This window comes from Methyloparacoccus sp. NF-16 (assembly GCF_056880625.1).
The window spans coordinates 2,468,708-2,484,384 of sequence record NZ_CP174130.1 but is presented as its reverse complement, the minus strand read 5'-3'; the positions used below and the strand labels follow the sequence as shown (position 1 = coordinate 2,484,384).

The 15,677-nt window shown below is 63.2% G+C and carries 12 protein-coding genes and 1 tRNA gene; 10 read left to right on the top strand and 3 right to left on the bottom strand.

The genetic code is table 11. From position 1 onward, the window contains the following. Positions 1-49: 49 nt before the first annotated feature. Positions 50-1,111 carry a heat-inducible transcriptional repressor HrcA gene (gene hrcA / locus ACH5N8_RS11865; RefSeq protein ID WP_483281453.1) on the bottom strand — a complete coding sequence of 354 codons (1,062 nt, stop codon included), beginning with the start codon at positions 1,109-1,111 and terminating at the stop codon, positions 50-52. Between the two features lie 245 nt (positions 1,112-1,356). On the opposite strand from hrcA, the gene ACH5N8_RS11860 reads away from it, so the two are divergent. The 10 genes from ACH5N8_RS11860 to ACH5N8_RS11815 all read left to right on the top strand — a co-directional run bounded on the left by ACH5N8_RS11860 (position 1,357) and on the right by ACH5N8_RS11815 (position 14,316). Continuing rightward, positions 1,357-2,247 carry an NAD(+) kinase gene (locus ACH5N8_RS11860; RefSeq protein ID WP_483281452.1) on the top strand — a complete coding sequence of 297 codons (891 nt, stop codon included), beginning with the start codon at positions 1,357-1,359 and terminating at the stop codon, positions 2,245-2,247. Positions 2,248-2,479: 232 nt separating this feature from the next. Further along, positions 2,480-4,174: a DNA repair protein RecN gene (gene recN / locus ACH5N8_RS11855; RefSeq protein WP_483281451.1), complete on the top strand. Its 1,695-nt coding sequence runs from the start codon at positions 2,480-2,482 to the stop codon at positions 4,172-4,174. A 212-nt stretch (positions 4,175-4,386) separates the two neighbouring features. After that, positions 4,387-6,303 carry an ATP-dependent zinc metalloprotease FtsH gene (ftsH, locus tag ACH5N8_RS11850; protein WP_483283187.1) on the top strand — a complete coding sequence of 639 codons (1,917 nt, stop codon included), beginning with the start codon at positions 4,387-4,389 and terminating at the stop codon, positions 6,301-6,303. Positions 6,304-6,414: 111 nt separating this feature from the next. Beyond that, on the top strand, positions 6,415-7,755 hold the full coding sequence (gene glmM / locus ACH5N8_RS11845) for a phosphoglucosamine mutase (protein WP_483281450.1): 1,341 nt from the start codon (positions 6,415-6,417) through the stop codon (positions 7,753-7,755). A 136-nt stretch (positions 7,756-7,891) separates the two neighbouring features. After that, the gene (gene hfq, locus ACH5N8_RS11840) at positions 7,892-8,137 is read left to right on the top strand and encodes an RNA chaperone Hfq (RefSeq protein ID WP_460026851.1); all 246 of its coding nucleotides are present in this window, start codon (positions 7,892-7,894) and stop codon (positions 8,135-8,137) included. Between the two features lie 53 nt (positions 8,138-8,190). Continuing rightward, positions 8,191-9,516: a ribosome rescue GTPase HflX gene (gene hflX, locus ACH5N8_RS11835; protein ID WP_483281449.1), complete on the top strand. Its 1,326-nt coding sequence runs from the start codon at positions 8,191-8,193 to the stop codon at positions 9,514-9,516. A gap of 92 nt (positions 9,517-9,608) precedes the next feature. Further along, positions 9,609-10,820, top strand: coding sequence for an FtsH protease activity modulator HflK (gene hflK / locus ACH5N8_RS11830; RefSeq protein WP_483281448.1), 1,212 nt, complete (start codon positions 9,609-9,611; stop codon positions 10,818-10,820). Further along, positions 10,813-11,670 carry a protease modulator HflC gene (gene hflC / locus ACH5N8_RS11825; protein ID WP_460026854.1) on the top strand — a complete coding sequence of 286 codons (858 nt, stop codon included), beginning with the start codon at positions 10,813-10,815 and terminating at the stop codon, positions 11,668-11,670. Before hflK ends, hflC begins: the two co-directional genes overlap by 8 nt. A gap of 128 nt (positions 11,671-11,798) precedes the next feature. Continuing rightward, positions 11,799-13,004, top strand: a complete 1,206-nt coding sequence (locus ACH5N8_RS11820) for an ATP phosphoribosyltransferase regulatory subunit (protein ID WP_483281447.1) — start codon at positions 11,799-11,801, stop codon at positions 13,002-13,004. Between the two features lie 19 nt (positions 13,005-13,023). Next, a complete protein-coding gene (locus tag ACH5N8_RS11815; RefSeq protein WP_483281446.1) occupies positions 13,024-14,316 on the top strand; it encodes an adenylosuccinate synthase in 1,293 nt (430 codons plus the stop codon). Between the two features lie 246 nt (positions 14,317-14,562). Here the strand turns inward: ACH5N8_RS11815 and ACH5N8_RS11810 are convergent. Continuing rightward, positions 14,563-14,647: transfer RNA gene (locus tag ACH5N8_RS11810), tRNA-Leu, on the bottom strand. Between the two features lie 285 nt (positions 14,648-14,932). Continuing rightward, entirely contained in the window at positions 14,933-15,388 is a 456-nt protein-coding gene (locus tag ACH5N8_RS11805; RefSeq protein WP_460026857.1) for a hypothetical protein, read from the bottom strand. Positions 15,389-15,677: the final 289 nt, after the last annotated feature.

The window sequence follows — 15,677 nt, the reverse complement described above, 5'->3', positions numbered from 1 at the left end:
TTGGTGGGATTGGGTGATCAGTCTGGCCAGCCGTCTGGCCGGGCTGCCTTCAGCTAAATTGGGGCAGGGCTCTGTGATTCAAGGCAGCGCCGACCAGTTTGGCGGTCAGGTCGACCAGCGGGATCACGCGCTCGTACTTCATGCGGGTCGGCCCGATGACGCCGAGCACCCCGACGGCCTGGTCGTTGATGGCATAGGGTGCGGTCACCAGGCTGCAATGGCCGAGAGCGCGGTGGCCGGATTCCTCGCCGATGAAGATCTGCACGCCGGGCGATTCGATGCAGCGGTCCAGTAGCTGCATCATGGCTTCCTTCTGGTGCAGGGCCTCGAACAGGCTGCGGAACTGCTCCATGTCGGCCAGTTCGGAGAAGTCCATCAGGTTGATTTCGCCGGACACGAACACCGGGCTGCGGCGCTTGCCGCGATCATCCAGGGCCAGGTCGGTGAGGGTGGCGGCATCGAGGATTTCCTGGCTCAGGCGATCGCGGGTTGCCTGGATTTCCCGTGCCAGGCTGGTGCGGACACTGTTGATGTGCTTGCCGTTGAAACGGCTGTTGAGGAAGTTGGCGGCCGCCTGAAGTTCCGCCGGGCTGAAGTCCCGCGGCACCTGGATGATCTTGTTGTGGATTTGCTGCTGCTCGGTGATGAGGATGACCAGCAGCCGGCGTTCCGACAGCGGCAGGAATTCGATGTGGCTGAAGGCGTTCGATTCCTGCCGGGGCAGCATCACGATTCCCGCCATGTGGGTCACCTCCGACAGTAGGCGGGAGGCGGTTTCCAGCACGTCGCCCGGGGAGTCCTGGAGCAGGAGATCTTCCCTCAGCTGGTGGACAATGGCGTCCTGCAGGGGTTTGACCGTCATCAGGGTGTCGATGAAGAACCGGTAGCCGGATGCCGTCGGCATGCGTCCGGCGGAGGTGTGCGGGGCGGTGATGAGACCCATGTCCTCGAGGTCGGCCATCACGTTGCGGATGGTGGCGGGGCTCAGGTTGAGCCCGGCATCCTTGGCCAGCGACCTGGAACCGACCGGCTGCCCCTCATTGATATAGCGTTCCACCAGAACCTTGAACAGGTAGGAGGCACGCTCGTTCAATTGATGGATAATGGGCACGGAGTTCCTCGCAGGCTCCCGATTAGCACTCTGACGTGGAGAGTGCCAGAAACTAGCAATCCCCAGATGCAGTGTCAAGAAGCGTCTAACATGCGGCCGTGGCGCCCAGGCCAGTTCAGTCGGGTACCGCGGGCCATGCGCAGCAGCCTGTGGTCGCGCCAGCCAGCGGCAGCCTGGTTGGTCCTGTTGCCAGAATCGATGATGTCCATGCCCTTGACCGCCAAGTTTTGCAGGGTCCGTTGCGCATGACCGCACTGGCCGGTTTTCGCGTCGCGGCACTGATCGGCAAGCCGGACGCCGGGCGTATCGCGGAGACCCTGACGGAATTGCACGCGCTGCTGATTCGCCGTGGAATCCGGGTGATCGTGGATGCCGATTCCGCGCCTTTCATCCATGGCGTCGTGCCGGATCGCGGCTCGCTCAGGGAACTGGGCCAGCGCTGCGACTTTGCCGTGGTGGTGGGCGGCGACGGTACCCTGCTGGCCGCCGCCCGCGCCCTGGCCGAGTATGATATTCCCCTGATCGGTGTGAATCTGGGCCGGCTGGGTTTCCTGGTCGACATTTCCCCGGCCGATGTCGCCACGCATCTCGATGCGGTGCTGCAGGGCCGTTTCCTCGAGGAGGAGCGCTTCATGCTGGGCGCCAGGGTTATGCGGCACGGCCAGGTGATTTTCCAGCAGACGGCGATCAACGACGTGGTGATACACCGCTCGCATGCCACCAGCATGATCGAGATCGTCACGCATATCGACGGGGTGTTCCTCAATTCCCAGCGTTCGGACGGGTTGATCGTCTCCACCCCCACCGGCTCCACCGCCTATGCCCTGTCCGCCGGCGGACCGATCCTGTCGCCGACGCTGCCCGCCATCGTCCTCGCACCGATCAATCCGCACGCCCTGACCAATCGGCCGATCGTCATCGACAGCCGCAGCACGGTCGGCATCTCGTTCCGGCCCGGCAAGCTTTTCGGGGCCCAGGTCGTGTGCGACAACATTTCCAGCCCTGGTCTGGACATCGACGATACGGTTGAAATCCGCAGGGAAGCCAAGCCCTTCCGGTTGCTGCATCCACTGGGGTACGACTTTTTCGAGATCCTCCGCGTCAAGCTGAACTGGAGCTCGGGTTATCGCATCTAGCGAGAGGGGATTTGCGGGATCTTGCTCCGTGCCAGCGGTGATCCGCGAGGCTTGATCCGGTCCGAGAGCCGTCTGTCCGGCGCGGCCCGGTTATCCACCGTTGCCGTGGGGAAGTCTGTGGACAACCCTTGCGCGAGCCGCTGACGACCGCCCCGAGGCTTTCGGAAACCGCTTACTCAATAGATCAATAGCTTGTGGCTTGTATGGTTGATTCTGGTTGCCGGGTCTGGCCATGTTGACGCATCTCGATATTCGCGATCTTGCCGTCGTCGAGTCGCTCGGCCTCGCCTTTGCGCCAGGGCTGACCGTGCTGACCGGCGAGACCGGCGCGGGCAAGTCGATCCTGCTGACCGCCCTGGGGCTGGCGCTCGGTGATCGTGCTGACTCGGCGTTTGTCCGGCCCGGGGCCGCCAGGGCCGAGATCAACCTCGGTTTCGACCTGGCCGACAGCCCCGGATCGTTGCGCTGGCTGGAGGACCAGGAACTGGCGGCTGGCACGGAATGCCTGGTTCGGCGCACCATCGCCGTGGATGGCCGCTCCCGCGCGTTCATCAATGGCAGTCCCGTCAACCTGCAGACCTTGCAGTCATTCGGGCAGAACCTCATCGAAATTCATGGCCAGCACGCTCACGTGCAGCTGGCCAAGCCCCAGGAACAGCGGCGCCTGCTCGACGCTTTCAGCGGTACCGGCCAGCTTGCCGCCGATGTCGAGAATCTCTACCGGCGCTGGCGGCAGCTCAGGGATGAGCTCAGGCGGCTGACCAGCGACGCCGCAGAGCGACAGGCGCGGCTGGAGCTGTTGCAGTTCCAGGTGGACGAGCTGGAGCAGCTGGACATCGCCGCCCTGCGCTATGCCGAACTGGTCGAGGAGCAGACCCGGCAGGCCGGCGTGGAGCGGATTCTGGACGTGGGTCAGGCCGAGCTGGAGGCGCTCTACGAGGACGAGACCCTGTCCGTCTATGCGCGTCTTGCCCATGCCCTGCATTCCCTGGCCGATCTCGCCCGGCTGGCGCCGGAGCTTAGCGAGATTCGTGGTCTCCTGCAGGAAGCCCAGTTGAGCGTCAAGGAGGCCTCCCTGCAACTGCGGCGGAACCTCGACCGGCTGGATGCCGACCCGGCCCGGCTGGCGACCCTGGAACAGCGCCTTGCCGATGTGCACCGGCTGGCGCGCAAGCATCATCTGCGCCCCGATGAGTTGCCGGCCCATTTGCTTCAGCTGCGGGCGGAGCTCGACCGGCTGACCGGCGGTTCCGCCGGTACGGAGCGTCTGGCCGAGGAACTGGCCGGCATCGAGCGGGCCTATCGCGACGCCAGTTGCGCGCTGTCGCGGCAACGGACGGCTGGTGCCGAACGCCTGCAAGGGCGCATTTCGGCGATCATTCGCGAACTGGGCATGCCCCAGGGCGAATTCCGTGTCCAGCTGCGTTCGGATGATCGGGCCGAACCCAGCGCCGGCGGCGCCGACAGCGTCGAGTTCCTGGTCAGCGCCAATCCCGGCATGCCGCTGCGCCCGCTGGCCCGGGTCGCTTCCGGCGGCGAGCTGTCCCGCATCGGCCTGGCGATCCAGGTGGCCGCGACCGATGGCAAGCGCGTGCCGACCCTGGTGTTCGACGAGGTCGACAGCGGTATCGGCGGCGGGGTGGCCGAAGTGGTCGGGCAGAAGCTGCGCCTGCTGGGCTTGGACCGGCAGGTGTTCTGCGTAACCCATCTGGCACAGGTGGCGTCCCAGGGGCATCGGCACCTGCTGGTGGAGAAACACAGTGATGCCGGTGGCACCCACTCGTCCGTCCGGCTGATCGAGGGCGAGGCGCGTCGCGACGAGATTGCCCGTATGCTGGGCGGTGTGCGGATTACCCCGCAAACTCTGGCGCATGCCCGTGAGATGCTGGAGCTGGCCGCTGCGGACCGGCCGGAGCCGGCGGCGTAGCCGACCGGCGGGCCTTGGTGGCGGTTGCCACGGCAGGTCCGGCGTTGCCATTGAATCGCGCCGGTTCGTCTCCATTTCATGCCTTGATGACGGACAGTCGCCGTGTGACCTCGGCGCTATCCTGTTAGTATTGGTCCATTTTGGGGCTATCGCTGCCTCTCGTGACGAAGGGGATTTCGTATCCCCGGCGAGGAAATCCGATCGTGAATGACATGTTCAAGAATGTGGTGCTGTGGGTTGTCGTGGCCGTCGTCCTGATGTCCATGTTCAACAATTTCGGCGGGCGAAGATCCGCCGATGCCGGCATGTCCTATTCCCAGTTCATCGCCTCGGTCAAGGATGGCCAGATCAAGCAGGTGACGCTGGAGGACACGGTCATTCACGGCGTGACCACGACCGGTGAACGGTTCACCACCTTCGCGCCCACCAACGATCCGCATCTGGTCGACGACCTGCTGGAAAACCACGTCGACATCAAGGTCGATCCGCCGGAATCGGAATCCTTCCTGATGCAGATTTTCATCTCCTGGTTCCCGATGCTGCTGCTGATCGGCGTCTGGGTCTTCTTCATGCGCCAGATGCAGGGCGGCGGTGGCGGCCGCGGTGCGATGTCCTTCGGCAAGAGCAAGGCGCGGCTGATCGAGGAGGACCAGATCAAGGTCACCTTTGCCGATGTCGCCGGCTGCGACGAGGCCAAGGAAGACGTGCAGGAGATGGTCGACTTCCTCAAGGATCCCAGCAAGTTCCAGAAGCTCGGCGGCAAGATTCCCCGGGGCGCGTTGATGGTCGGGCCGCCCGGTACCGGCAAGACCCTGCTGGCCAAGGCCATTGCCGGCGAGGCGCGGGTGCCGTTCTTCTCCATCTCGGGCTCCGATTTCGTGGAAATGTTCGTCGGCGTGGGTGCATCGCGCGTGCGCGACATGTTCGAGCAGGCAAAGAAGAACGCGCCCTGCATCATCTTCATCGACGAGATCGACGCTGTCGGCCGCCATCGTGGCGCGGGGCTGGGCGGCGGTCACGACGAGCGCGAGCAGACCCTCAACCAGCTGCTGGTCGAGATGGACGGTTTCGAGGGTACCGAGGGCATCATCGTCATCGCGGCGACCAACCGGCCCGACGTGCTCGATCCGGCCCTGCTGCGTCCCGGACGCTTCGATCGCCAGGTCGTGGTGGGGCTGCCGGATGTGCGCGGGCGCGAGCAGATCCTCAAGGTTCACATGAAGCGCGTGCCGATGGCGCCCGATGTGCAGGTATCCTACCTGGCACGGGGGACCCCGGGCTTCTCCGGCGCCGACCTGGCCAATCTGGTGAACGAGGCAGCCCTGTTCGCCGCCCGCAAGAACAAGCGTCAGGTGGAAATGGAGGACTTCGAAAAGGCCAAGGACAAGATCCTGATGGGCGCCGAGCGCAGGTCCATGGTCATGAGCGAGGAAGAGAAGCGCCTGACCGCCTACCACGAGGCCGGCCATGCCATCGTCGGTCGCCTGGTGCCGGATCACGATCCGGTCTACAAGGTCAGCATCATGCCGCGTGGCCGGGCGCTCGGGATCACCATGTTTCTGCCCGAGCGCGACCAGTACAGCGCCAGCCTGGAGAAGCTGGAAAGCCAGATTTCCAGCCTGTTCGGCGGCCGGGTGGCCGAGGAACTGATCTTCGGCCGCCGCAAGGTGACGACCGGGGCCCAGAACGACATCGAGCGGGCCACCAATCTGGCCCGCAACATGGTGACGCGCTGGGGCTTGTCGGAGCGACTGGGGCCGCTGGCCTACAGCGAGGAGGAGGGCGAGGTGTTCCTGGGGCGTTCTGTCACCAAGCACAAGATGGTTTCGGAAGAGACGGCCCATCTGATCGATGAGGAAATCCGCTCCTTCATCGACCGTAACTACGAGCGTTCGGAACGCATCCTGAAGGAGCATCTGGACAAGCTGCATCTCATGGCCGAAGCCCTGATGAAGTACGAGACCATCGATCACCTGCAGATCGACGACATCATGGCGGGACGCGAGCCGAGGCCGCCGCAGAACTGGGACGAGACGCCGCCGGCGGGGGGCGCGACCCCGTCGGCGCCGGTGACAGAAGGCGGCCAGCCGGCGGCGGGCGAGGTCGGCAAGGCCGCCGAGCAGCACTGATCCCGGCAGGCCAGGTATCCTTCGGCCCCTGCCCCGCAGGGGCTTCATTTTTGCGCGGTCCGAAAACCGCACCGGTCCGTTGTTAACCGTTTCGCGGGAATCGTAAGCAGTATGAGTCGGGCATATTTTGGTACGGATGGCATACGTGGCAAGGTCGGGACCTACCCGATCACTGCCGACTTTGTTCTCAAGCTGGGCTGGGCGGCCGGGCGCGTGCTGGCGCGCGACCGGGCGGATGCGACGGTGGTCATCGGCAAGGACACGCGCATTTCCGGCTACATGTTCGAATCGGCCCTGGAAGCCGGGCTTTCGGCCGCAGGCGTGAATATCCAGCTGACCGGACCCATGCCGACACCGGCGATTTCCTACCTGACGCGCACCTTCCGGGCCGAGGCAGGCATCGTCATCAGCGCTTCGCACAATCCCTATTTCGACAATGGCATCAAGTTCTTCGGACCCGACGGGTTGAAGCTCTCGGACGCTATCGAGAGGCTGATCGAGGCCGAAATCGACCAGCCCATGACCACGGTGGATTCCGCCAAGATCGGCAGGGCCATTCGCCTGAAGGATGCCGCCGGGCGTTACATCGAATTCTGCAAGAGCACCATTCCCGCCGGTACCGAGTTCCATGGGGTCAAGCTGGTGGTGGACTGCGCCCATGGTTCGACCTATCACATCGCACCGCATGTCTTCGCCGAACTGGGCGCCATGGTGATCACCATGGGCGACACTCCCAATGGTTTCAACATCAACGAGCATGTCGGGGCGACCAAGCCTGCCGCCTTGGCCCGGCGGGTACTGGAGGAGGCGGCCGATTTCGGTCTGGCCCTGGATGGCGATGGCGATCGCCTGATCATGGTGGATCATGAGGGGCATATCGTCGATGGTGACGAGCTGCTCTACATCATCGCCACCTGCCGCCACGCGGAGGGCACCCTGCGGGGGCCGGTGGTGGGAACATTGATGACCAATCTCGGGCTGGAGCACGCCCTGGCGCGCTTCGGTGTGGAACTCAAGCGTGCGTCCGTTGGCGACCGCTACGTCATGGAGATGATGCTGTGCCATGACAGTACGCTGGGGGGCGAGAGTTCCGGGCACATCATCTGTCGCGACCGCATTCCGACGGGCGATGGGATCGTTGCCGCCCTGCAGGTCATGGAGGCCATGCGGGTTACCGGCAAGTCCCTCAGCGAGCTTCGCGGCGGCATGGATAAATATCCCCAGCGTCTGGTCAATGTCCAGGTGGCCGCCAGGGTCGATCTGCGCCAGCACGATGGCGTGCAGCGCCTCACGCGCGAGGTCGAGGCCGAACTGGCCGGCGAGGGGCGGGTTCTGCTCCGGGCCTCGGGGACCGAGCCCGTTGTGCGGGTGATGGTTGAAGGTGCCGATGGCGACAAGGTGCATCGTCTGGCGGAGAAGCTCGCGGCTGCCGTTGCGGAGGCACTGGCCTGAGCGTTGCTTCCCTTGACTGCGCAACAGAGCTGCTACGCCGGGCTGGATGACAGGCATTCGCAAGTTCTGATTAAATGCCGGCGAGATAAGACGTGTTCTGATTACAGAAGCCAACCAATAAAGACGGAGAAAAGGAATGTCTAAAGGTCAAAATTTGCAGGATCCCTTCCTGAATGCGCTGAGAAAGGAACATGTTCCCGTGTCGATCTACCTGGTCAACGGCATCAAGTTGCAGGGCAAGATCGACTCCTTCGATCAATACGTGATCATCCTGAAGAATGCCGTCAGCCAGATGGTCTACAAGCATGCCATTTCCACCATCGTGCCCGCCCGCCAGGTCAGGCTCTCGCAGGGCGGCGAGGAAGTGGAGGAAGAGGTCTGATACGACCGCTTGCCGATTCAGAGCGGTGATGACCGGGATATCCTCCGGCATATATGTTTGATCGTCCGGCGTCCGGGGAGAGGGCTGTGCTCGTCCAGAGCGGTGCGAGGATCGACGAGCGATCGCTGGCGGAACTGAAGGAGCTGGCCCGTTCTGCCGGGGCTGTTCCCGTGGCGACCGTCATCGGCAAGCGCGATCAGCCCGACCCCCGGTCCTATATCGGCAAGGGCAAGCTCGAGGAGCTGACGCAATGCATTGCCGAGCAGGAAGCCGAGCTGGTGCTGTTCAACAATCCCTTGTCGCCCAGCCAGGAGCGGAACCTCGAAAAGGCTCTCCAGGTGCGGGTCCTGGACCGGACTGGTCTGATCCTCGACATCTTCGCGCAGCGGGCGCAGAGCTACGAAGGCAAGCTGCAGGTGGAGCTGGCCCAGCTGCGCCACCTGTCGACCCGACTGGTCCGGGGCTGGACTCACCTGGAACGGCAGAAGGGTGGCATCGGTCTGCGCGGCCCGGGCGAAACCCAGCTGGAAACGGACAAGCGCCTGATCGGCAAGCGTATCAGCCAGATCCAGAAGCGGCTGGAAAAGGTCGACAAGCAGCGCGAGCAGGGCCGTCGTTCGCGCAAGCGTTCCGCGGTGCCGGTGGTAGGGCTGGTCGGCTACACGAATGCCGGCAAATCCACCCTGATCAACGCCCTGACCGGGGCGAGCGTCTATGCGGCAGACCAGCTCTTCGCCACACTGGATCCCGCCCTGAAACGGCTCCCGCTCGGACCGGACGCGGTGGTGATCCTGGCGGATACGGTGGGATTCGTACGCGATCTGCCGCATGAGCTGGTGGCGGCCTTCAAGTCGACCTTGCAGGAGACCGTGCAGGCCGATCTTCTGCTGCATGTGATCGATGCCGGTGACGAGCAGCTGGCCGAGACGCTCGCGGAGGTCGAGCGGGTGATCGAGGAGATCGGTGCCGGCGATGTACCCAGGATTCGCCTATACAACAAGATCGACCGGTTGGAAAACCCGGCGCCTATGGTGCGGGTCGGCGAGGATGGTCAGGTGGTGGAGATATGGCTGTCGGCGCTCACGGGCGAAGGCCTGGAACTGCTGCTCGAGACCTTGCGCCAGCGTTTTTCGGGCCACCGTCAGCTCCGTGAGCTGCGCCTGATGGCTCATGAGGGCGCGGTGCGGGCACGCCTCTACCGCAGTGCCAGGGTGCTGCGCGACGAGGTCGATCCCGAGGGCGGCTGGCGGATGTCCGTCGAGGCACAGTCCGACCATCTGACATTCCTCGACAACAGGCCGGAGGCCGGGGCAACCGATGCCGATGTTTCCGGTCCGGAAGCATCGCATGCGGCCGAAGCAGCCGCGAGCCACGATTGAAAACAGCCCCGGGTTGCAGGTCTCCCGGGACGCACTGCAAGCATCATCCAAGGCCACCTGTCGATGTGGTCCCAAGCCTATGGGGAGAAAGCATGTCCTGGAACGAACCGGGTAGTAACAAAAAGGATCCCTGGAGCGGCCGCGAGCAGCCGCCTGGACCACCAGATCTCGATGAGGTGTTGAAGGGCCTGCAGGACAAGCTCAGATCTCTGTTCGGCGGGCGCGCCCCCGGTGGGAGCGGTGGCGGCCAGGCTGCTGGCCAGTTGGCCGCGCTGGTGGCCGCCATCGTGCTGGGCCTGTGGATGCTGACCGGCATTTACCTGGTCGACGAAGGCAGCCGGGGCGTGGTGACGCGCTTTGGCGCCTATGTCGACACGACGCAGCCGGGGCTGCACTGGCATATCCCGGGACCGATCGAGAAGGTCGAGATCGTCAACATGGAGCAGCAGCGCTTCGTCGAAGTGGGCTATCGCTCCGGCGGTCGCCAGCAATCGCTGGCCTCGGTACCCAAGGAAGCCATGATGCTGACCCAGGACGAAAACATCATCGATATCCGCCTGGCGGTCCAGTATCAGATCAAGGACCCTCAGCAGTACCTGTTCAACGTCGCCGATCCCGACCCGACGCTCAAGCAAGTGATCGAAAGCGCGCAGCGGGCGGTGATCGGCAAGAACACCATGGATTTCGTGCTCACCGAAGGGCGCAGCAACATCGCCGATGAAATCAAGCGCGAAATTCAGGAAACCCTCGATGAGTACCGGACGGGCATCCGCGTCAGCAATGTCAATCTGGTGGATGCCCAGCCGCCCGACGAGGTGCAGAATGCCTTCGAGGATGCCATCAAGGCGCGCGAGGACGAGCAGCGCCTGAAGAACGAGGCGGAAGCCTATGCCAACGAGGTGGTTCCCAAGGCCCGCGGTACCGCTGCGCGCCTGATGGAGGAATCCGAGGCCTACAAGCAGAAGGCCATCGCGCGGGCCAGAGGCGAATCCTCCCGTTTCCTGCAATTGCTGGCGGAGTATGAAAAGGCGCCGGACGTCACGCGCGAGCGCATGTACCTGGATGCCATGCAGGAGGTTCTCGGACAGACGGGTGCCATGGTGGTCGATGTCCAGAATGCCAGCAACCTGCTCTATCTTCCCGTCGACAAGCTGCAACGGTCGCATCCAGCCGTCGCGCCGGAGACCGCCGTGGACAGCGGCGTGACGGCCGTACCGGACCTGACGGGCAATCAGCCCAGCAAATCTGCGCGAGCTTCCTCTGCCCGGGGACGCGAAAGCCGGGGTAACAACAGCCATGAATAAGAACACCTTGATCTGGGGCGGCGGCATCGTCCTGCTCGTCCTGCTGACGACGATGACCTTCACCGTTTCCGAAACCGAGAAGGCGGTGTTGCTTGAATTCAAGAAAATCGTTGGTACCGACTACGCGCCAGGCCTGCATTTCAAGCTGCCCTACCGGCAGGTCAAGCGGTTCGACAAACGCATCCTGACGCTGGAGTCGAAGCCTGAGCGCTTCCTGACCTCGGAGAAGAAGAACGTCATCGTCGACTGGTTCGTGAAATGGCGTATCGATGATGTCACCAAGTTCTATACCTCGGTTGCCGGCGACAAGGCGCAGGCTAACATCCGTCTCGATCAGATCACCAAGGATGCGATGCGCAACGAGTTCAGCAAGCGCACCATCCGCGAACTGGTGTCTTCAGACCGCGGCCGGATCCAGGACGCCTTGACCAGGATGGTCAATCCCGCCGTGACGGGGCTGGGTGTCCAGGTGGTCGATATCCGGGTGATGCGCATCGATCTGCCCGAGGAGGTCAGCTCCTCCGTCTATCGCCGGATGGAGGCCGAGCGCGCCCGGGTTGCCCGCGAGTTCCGCTCGCGCGGCGCGGAGGCTGCCGAAAAGATCCGGGCCGAGGCCGATCGCCAGCGCGACGTGCTGGTCGCCGAAGCTAACCGCGACGCGGAAATCCGCCGTGGCGAGGGGGATGCCGCCGCCGCCGATATCTACGCGCAGGCGTATGGCAAGAATCAGGAGTTCTTCGAATTCAACCGCAGCCTGATGGCTTACCGCCAGGCGTTCAAGGATGATCGCAGCCTGATGGTGATCTCGCCCGATTCCGAGTTCTTCAAGTATTTCCGCAAGACTCGCTGAGCGGATGCCCGAATCCGAGGCATTCTGCCTGGACACCGCTTAGGGGTCCGTTAGACTTTCGCTGGATGCGCGCCATGCGCATCCAGTACCATTCCACTCTTGGCTTCCAATCCGATCTTTCCTGAATCATGCTCCCGCAGGACCGCTGGCTGTTGCCCGAAGGGGTTGAAGAGATTTTTCCCGATGAGGCAGAAGCGCTGGAACAGCTTGCCCGGCGACTGCTTGACCGCTTCTCCGTCTGGGGTTACCGACGGGTGATGCCGCCGGTGGTTGACTTCCTCGACTCGCTGCTGATCGGTACCGCGCACGAACTGGACTTGCAGACCCTGAAGCTGGCCGATCCCGCCAGCGGCCGCCTGATTGGCCTGCGGGCCGACATGACACCCCAGGTGGCACGCATCGATGCCAGGACTGCGGCACCCGGTGTCCCCACGCGGCTCTGTTACCTGGGTGCCGTATTCCGCGCCCAGAGCGAACACCTTGATTCCTGCCGCAATCCGCTGCAGATCGGCGCCGAACTGTATGGCGTCGAGGGCACGGCGGCCGCCATCGAGGTCATCCGGCTGCTGCTGGAAAGTCTGACCGTTGCCGGCATCGAAGGCATCCATCTGGATTTGGGTCATGTCGGCGTCTATCGCGCGATTGCCCGGCAGGCGGGACTGTCATCCCGGCAGGAAGCCCGGGTCTTCGATACCTTGCAGCGCAAGGATGCCACCGACCTGGATCAGTTTCTGCTTGAACTGGGCATCGCCAGGACGGAAGCCGCGATGCTGCGTGCCTTGCTCGATCTCAACGGCTCCCCGGACCTTCTGGCGCGGGCGCGAGAGCTGCTCAGGCCGGGGGGCGACGAGATCCGCATCGCCCTGGATGAGCTTGAGGTTATCGCACAGGGACTCGCCAGACGCTTCCCGGGTATACCCCTGAACCTGGATCTGGCCGAGTTGCGTGGTTATCACTACCACACCGGCGTTGTCTTCGCTGCCTTCGTGCCAGGGCTGGGCCGGGAGATCGCCCGCGGTGGCCGCTACGATGACATCGGCCGGGTTTTCGGCTGCGCCCGTCCCGCCGTCGGTTTCAGCGCCGATTTGCGGACCCTGGTCCGTCTGGCGGTTCCACAGGTGCTGCCCGGCGGTAGCGCCAACCCGGTTTACGCGCCGCTGGAGGACGACCCTGCGCTTGATGAACTCATCGGCTCCCTGCGCGACCGGGGCGTGACGGTCATCCAGTCACTCGGGGATGAACCAGCGATTTCGGCCCGGTCGGATGGCCATCGGACCATTCGCCGGCAGGACGGACAATGGCGGCTGGTTGAACCGGCGCCCACGACCAATTGAGAACAAGAAAGACAGCATCATGGGAAAAAATGTCGTCGTAATCGGCACGCAGTGGGGCGATGAAGGCAAGGGCAAGCTGGTCGATTTGCTGACCGAGCGCGCCGCAGGCGTCGTGCGCTTTCAGGGAGGCCACAACGCGGGCCATACCTTGGTCATCGACGGCCAGAAGACGGTCCTGCACCTTATCCCTTCGGGGATTCTGCGCGAGGGCGTGAACTGCTACATCGCCAACGGCGTCGTGCTGTCACCCGAGGCGCTGATGGAGGAAATCGGCGTGCTTGAGCGGGCCGGGATCCCGGTGCGGGAACGGCTCGTGATCAGCGAAGCCTGTGCCTTGATCCTGCCCATCCATGTCGCCCTGGACCAGGCGCGGGAGAAGGCCCGGGGAGCCAAGGCGATCGGCACTACGGGTCGCGGCATCGGGCCGGCCTACGAGGACAAAGTCTCCCGGCGCGGCATACGCGCGGGTGATCTCTTCCATCCGGAATTGCTCGAGGGGCGGCTGAGGGAGCTGCTCGATTTCCATAACTTCGTACTCAGCCGCTACTTCGGTGAGCAACCGCTGGACGTTGCCGAGTCGCTGGCGCAGTTGCAACGTATCGGTGAGGAAATCAAGCCCATGCTCGGGGATGTCGCCGGCGATTTGCACGGCTTGCGGGCGGCAGGCGAGAATGTACTCTATGAAGGCGCCCAAGGTGCCATGCTCGATATTGACCACGGCACCTACCCCTATGTGACGTCCTCGAATACGACCGCCGGTGGCGCCGCTTCGGGCACGGGTGTGGGGCTGCTGGAGTTCGATTACGTGCTGGGCATCACCAAGGCCTATTCCACCCGGGTAGGTAACGGTCCCTTTCCCACCGAACTGTTCGACGCGCAGGGCCAGCATCTTTCCTCGAGAGGAGCGGAATTCGGTGCCACCACCGGGCGGGCGCGGCGCTGTGGCTGGTTCGATGCGGTGCTGATGCGGCGCTCGGCGCGTCTTAACAGCCTGTCAGGACTTTGTCTCACCAAGCTCGATGTACTGGATGGTCTCGATGAACTCGCCATCTGTACACATTATCGGTATCGCGGGGAGCATATCGATAGCGTTCCGATTGGTGCCGAAGCGTATGCCCAATGCGAGCCGGTGCTGGAGCGCCTGCCGGGCTGGTCCGTGTCCACGGCAGGGATCACCGATCTGAACCGTATGCCGATCGAGGCACGCAACTACATCCAGCGCATCGAGGAGCTGGTTGGGGTCAAGGTCGACATCCTTTCAACCGGCCCTGATCGTAACGAAACCATCGTTCTGAGGCATCCCTTCGACTGAGGCGATACGGCTCGCACCGTCCGGATCTGCGGTGCCTTCCCGGGAGGGCACCGCCTCCATCTCCACACTTGACGTATCCGTCCCTGCACAATAGGGAAGGACACGGCTCACGCCCACCTGGTATGGTTTTTCCTGGCGGCGCGCAAACCTGTGAATCGATTGTGGGCTGATCATCGGGCATAAAAAAACCCGCGTATAAAACGGCGGGTTTTTATGCTTCTGACGAGAAACTATCGGAGTATAGCTTGGTGCCGAGGAGAGGACTTGAACCTCCACGAGTCGCCTCACATGTACCTGAAACATGCGTGTCTACCAATTTCACCACCTCGGCATGAGGTTTTGCCGTTAATTCAATCGGCTGTGAAGCTACGCATTTTGGGGAATAAGCAGAGCTTTGTCAAGGGCGTTTTTTGATTCCGGATAATTTTTCTGCCACATGGTCTGTGAATGGGTCACCGGTTCCGTGATGACTTGGGTGACGTGTGGGCCAAATTCGAGGAATGCGCCGCGATGTGCTGGGACCGTTCCCGGCGAGCCCAGCACACAGGGGCGGATATGGCGCTGGCTCAAGGATTCGCCCGGGGATGGTGGGGCTGCGGCATGCAATGCCTGCGCATCAGACCGCGGCAGGGTGGGAATCGATCAGGTTACCGCGCGATGCCGCCAGGAAGCGCGGTCCCGCATCGGAGAGATGTTGGATCAGTTTGTCGCGATCGATACCCAGGATGCGCGCCATCGTCGCCAGAGTCCAGGCAGGGGCTCCGTCCGTCATGCTGAATTGGTCGGCAGGTGGCAGGCATCCCGCGCTGATCAGGTTGAAGACTTCCTGAATCTCGGGCGGCGTCGTCTGCAATTCGAAATCGGCGATGCGCGGGGGGCGTTCCTCGCGCCGGCAGCCGCAACTGGTGGAGGAGCCATTGCGGAGGGTGATGGCCGAAACGTGCTTTTCCAGTCCGCAGACGCATCGGCAGAGGTAGCGTGTATCGCCACCCAGTCGCTGGGCTTCGCTAAGAATGGTCCAATGGCCGTACCGGTGACCGATTGCAATCTTGTGGGGTTTCTTTTTCTCCATGGGCTTCCTCGGAACGATGATGGTGATGTCTGCCCCGCGGCGCATGTCTGCAAGGAGGCGTTCCAATCATGATGCAATTTCAGCGCCATATGAAAATAGCCGGCTTCCTGTTATCGCTCCCGGAGCGGAGAGCGCATATTCAGCGGATATGGCGATGCAATCCCGCAGTGCCTGTGGATAACATCGTGGATGATTCGTGTCTATCGCATCTGGGGGCTGGCTGGGCCTGCATGCATCTGACGTCCCTTTTGGTTTCAAGTAGCTGTTCTATAAGATGTTTATTCTTGCA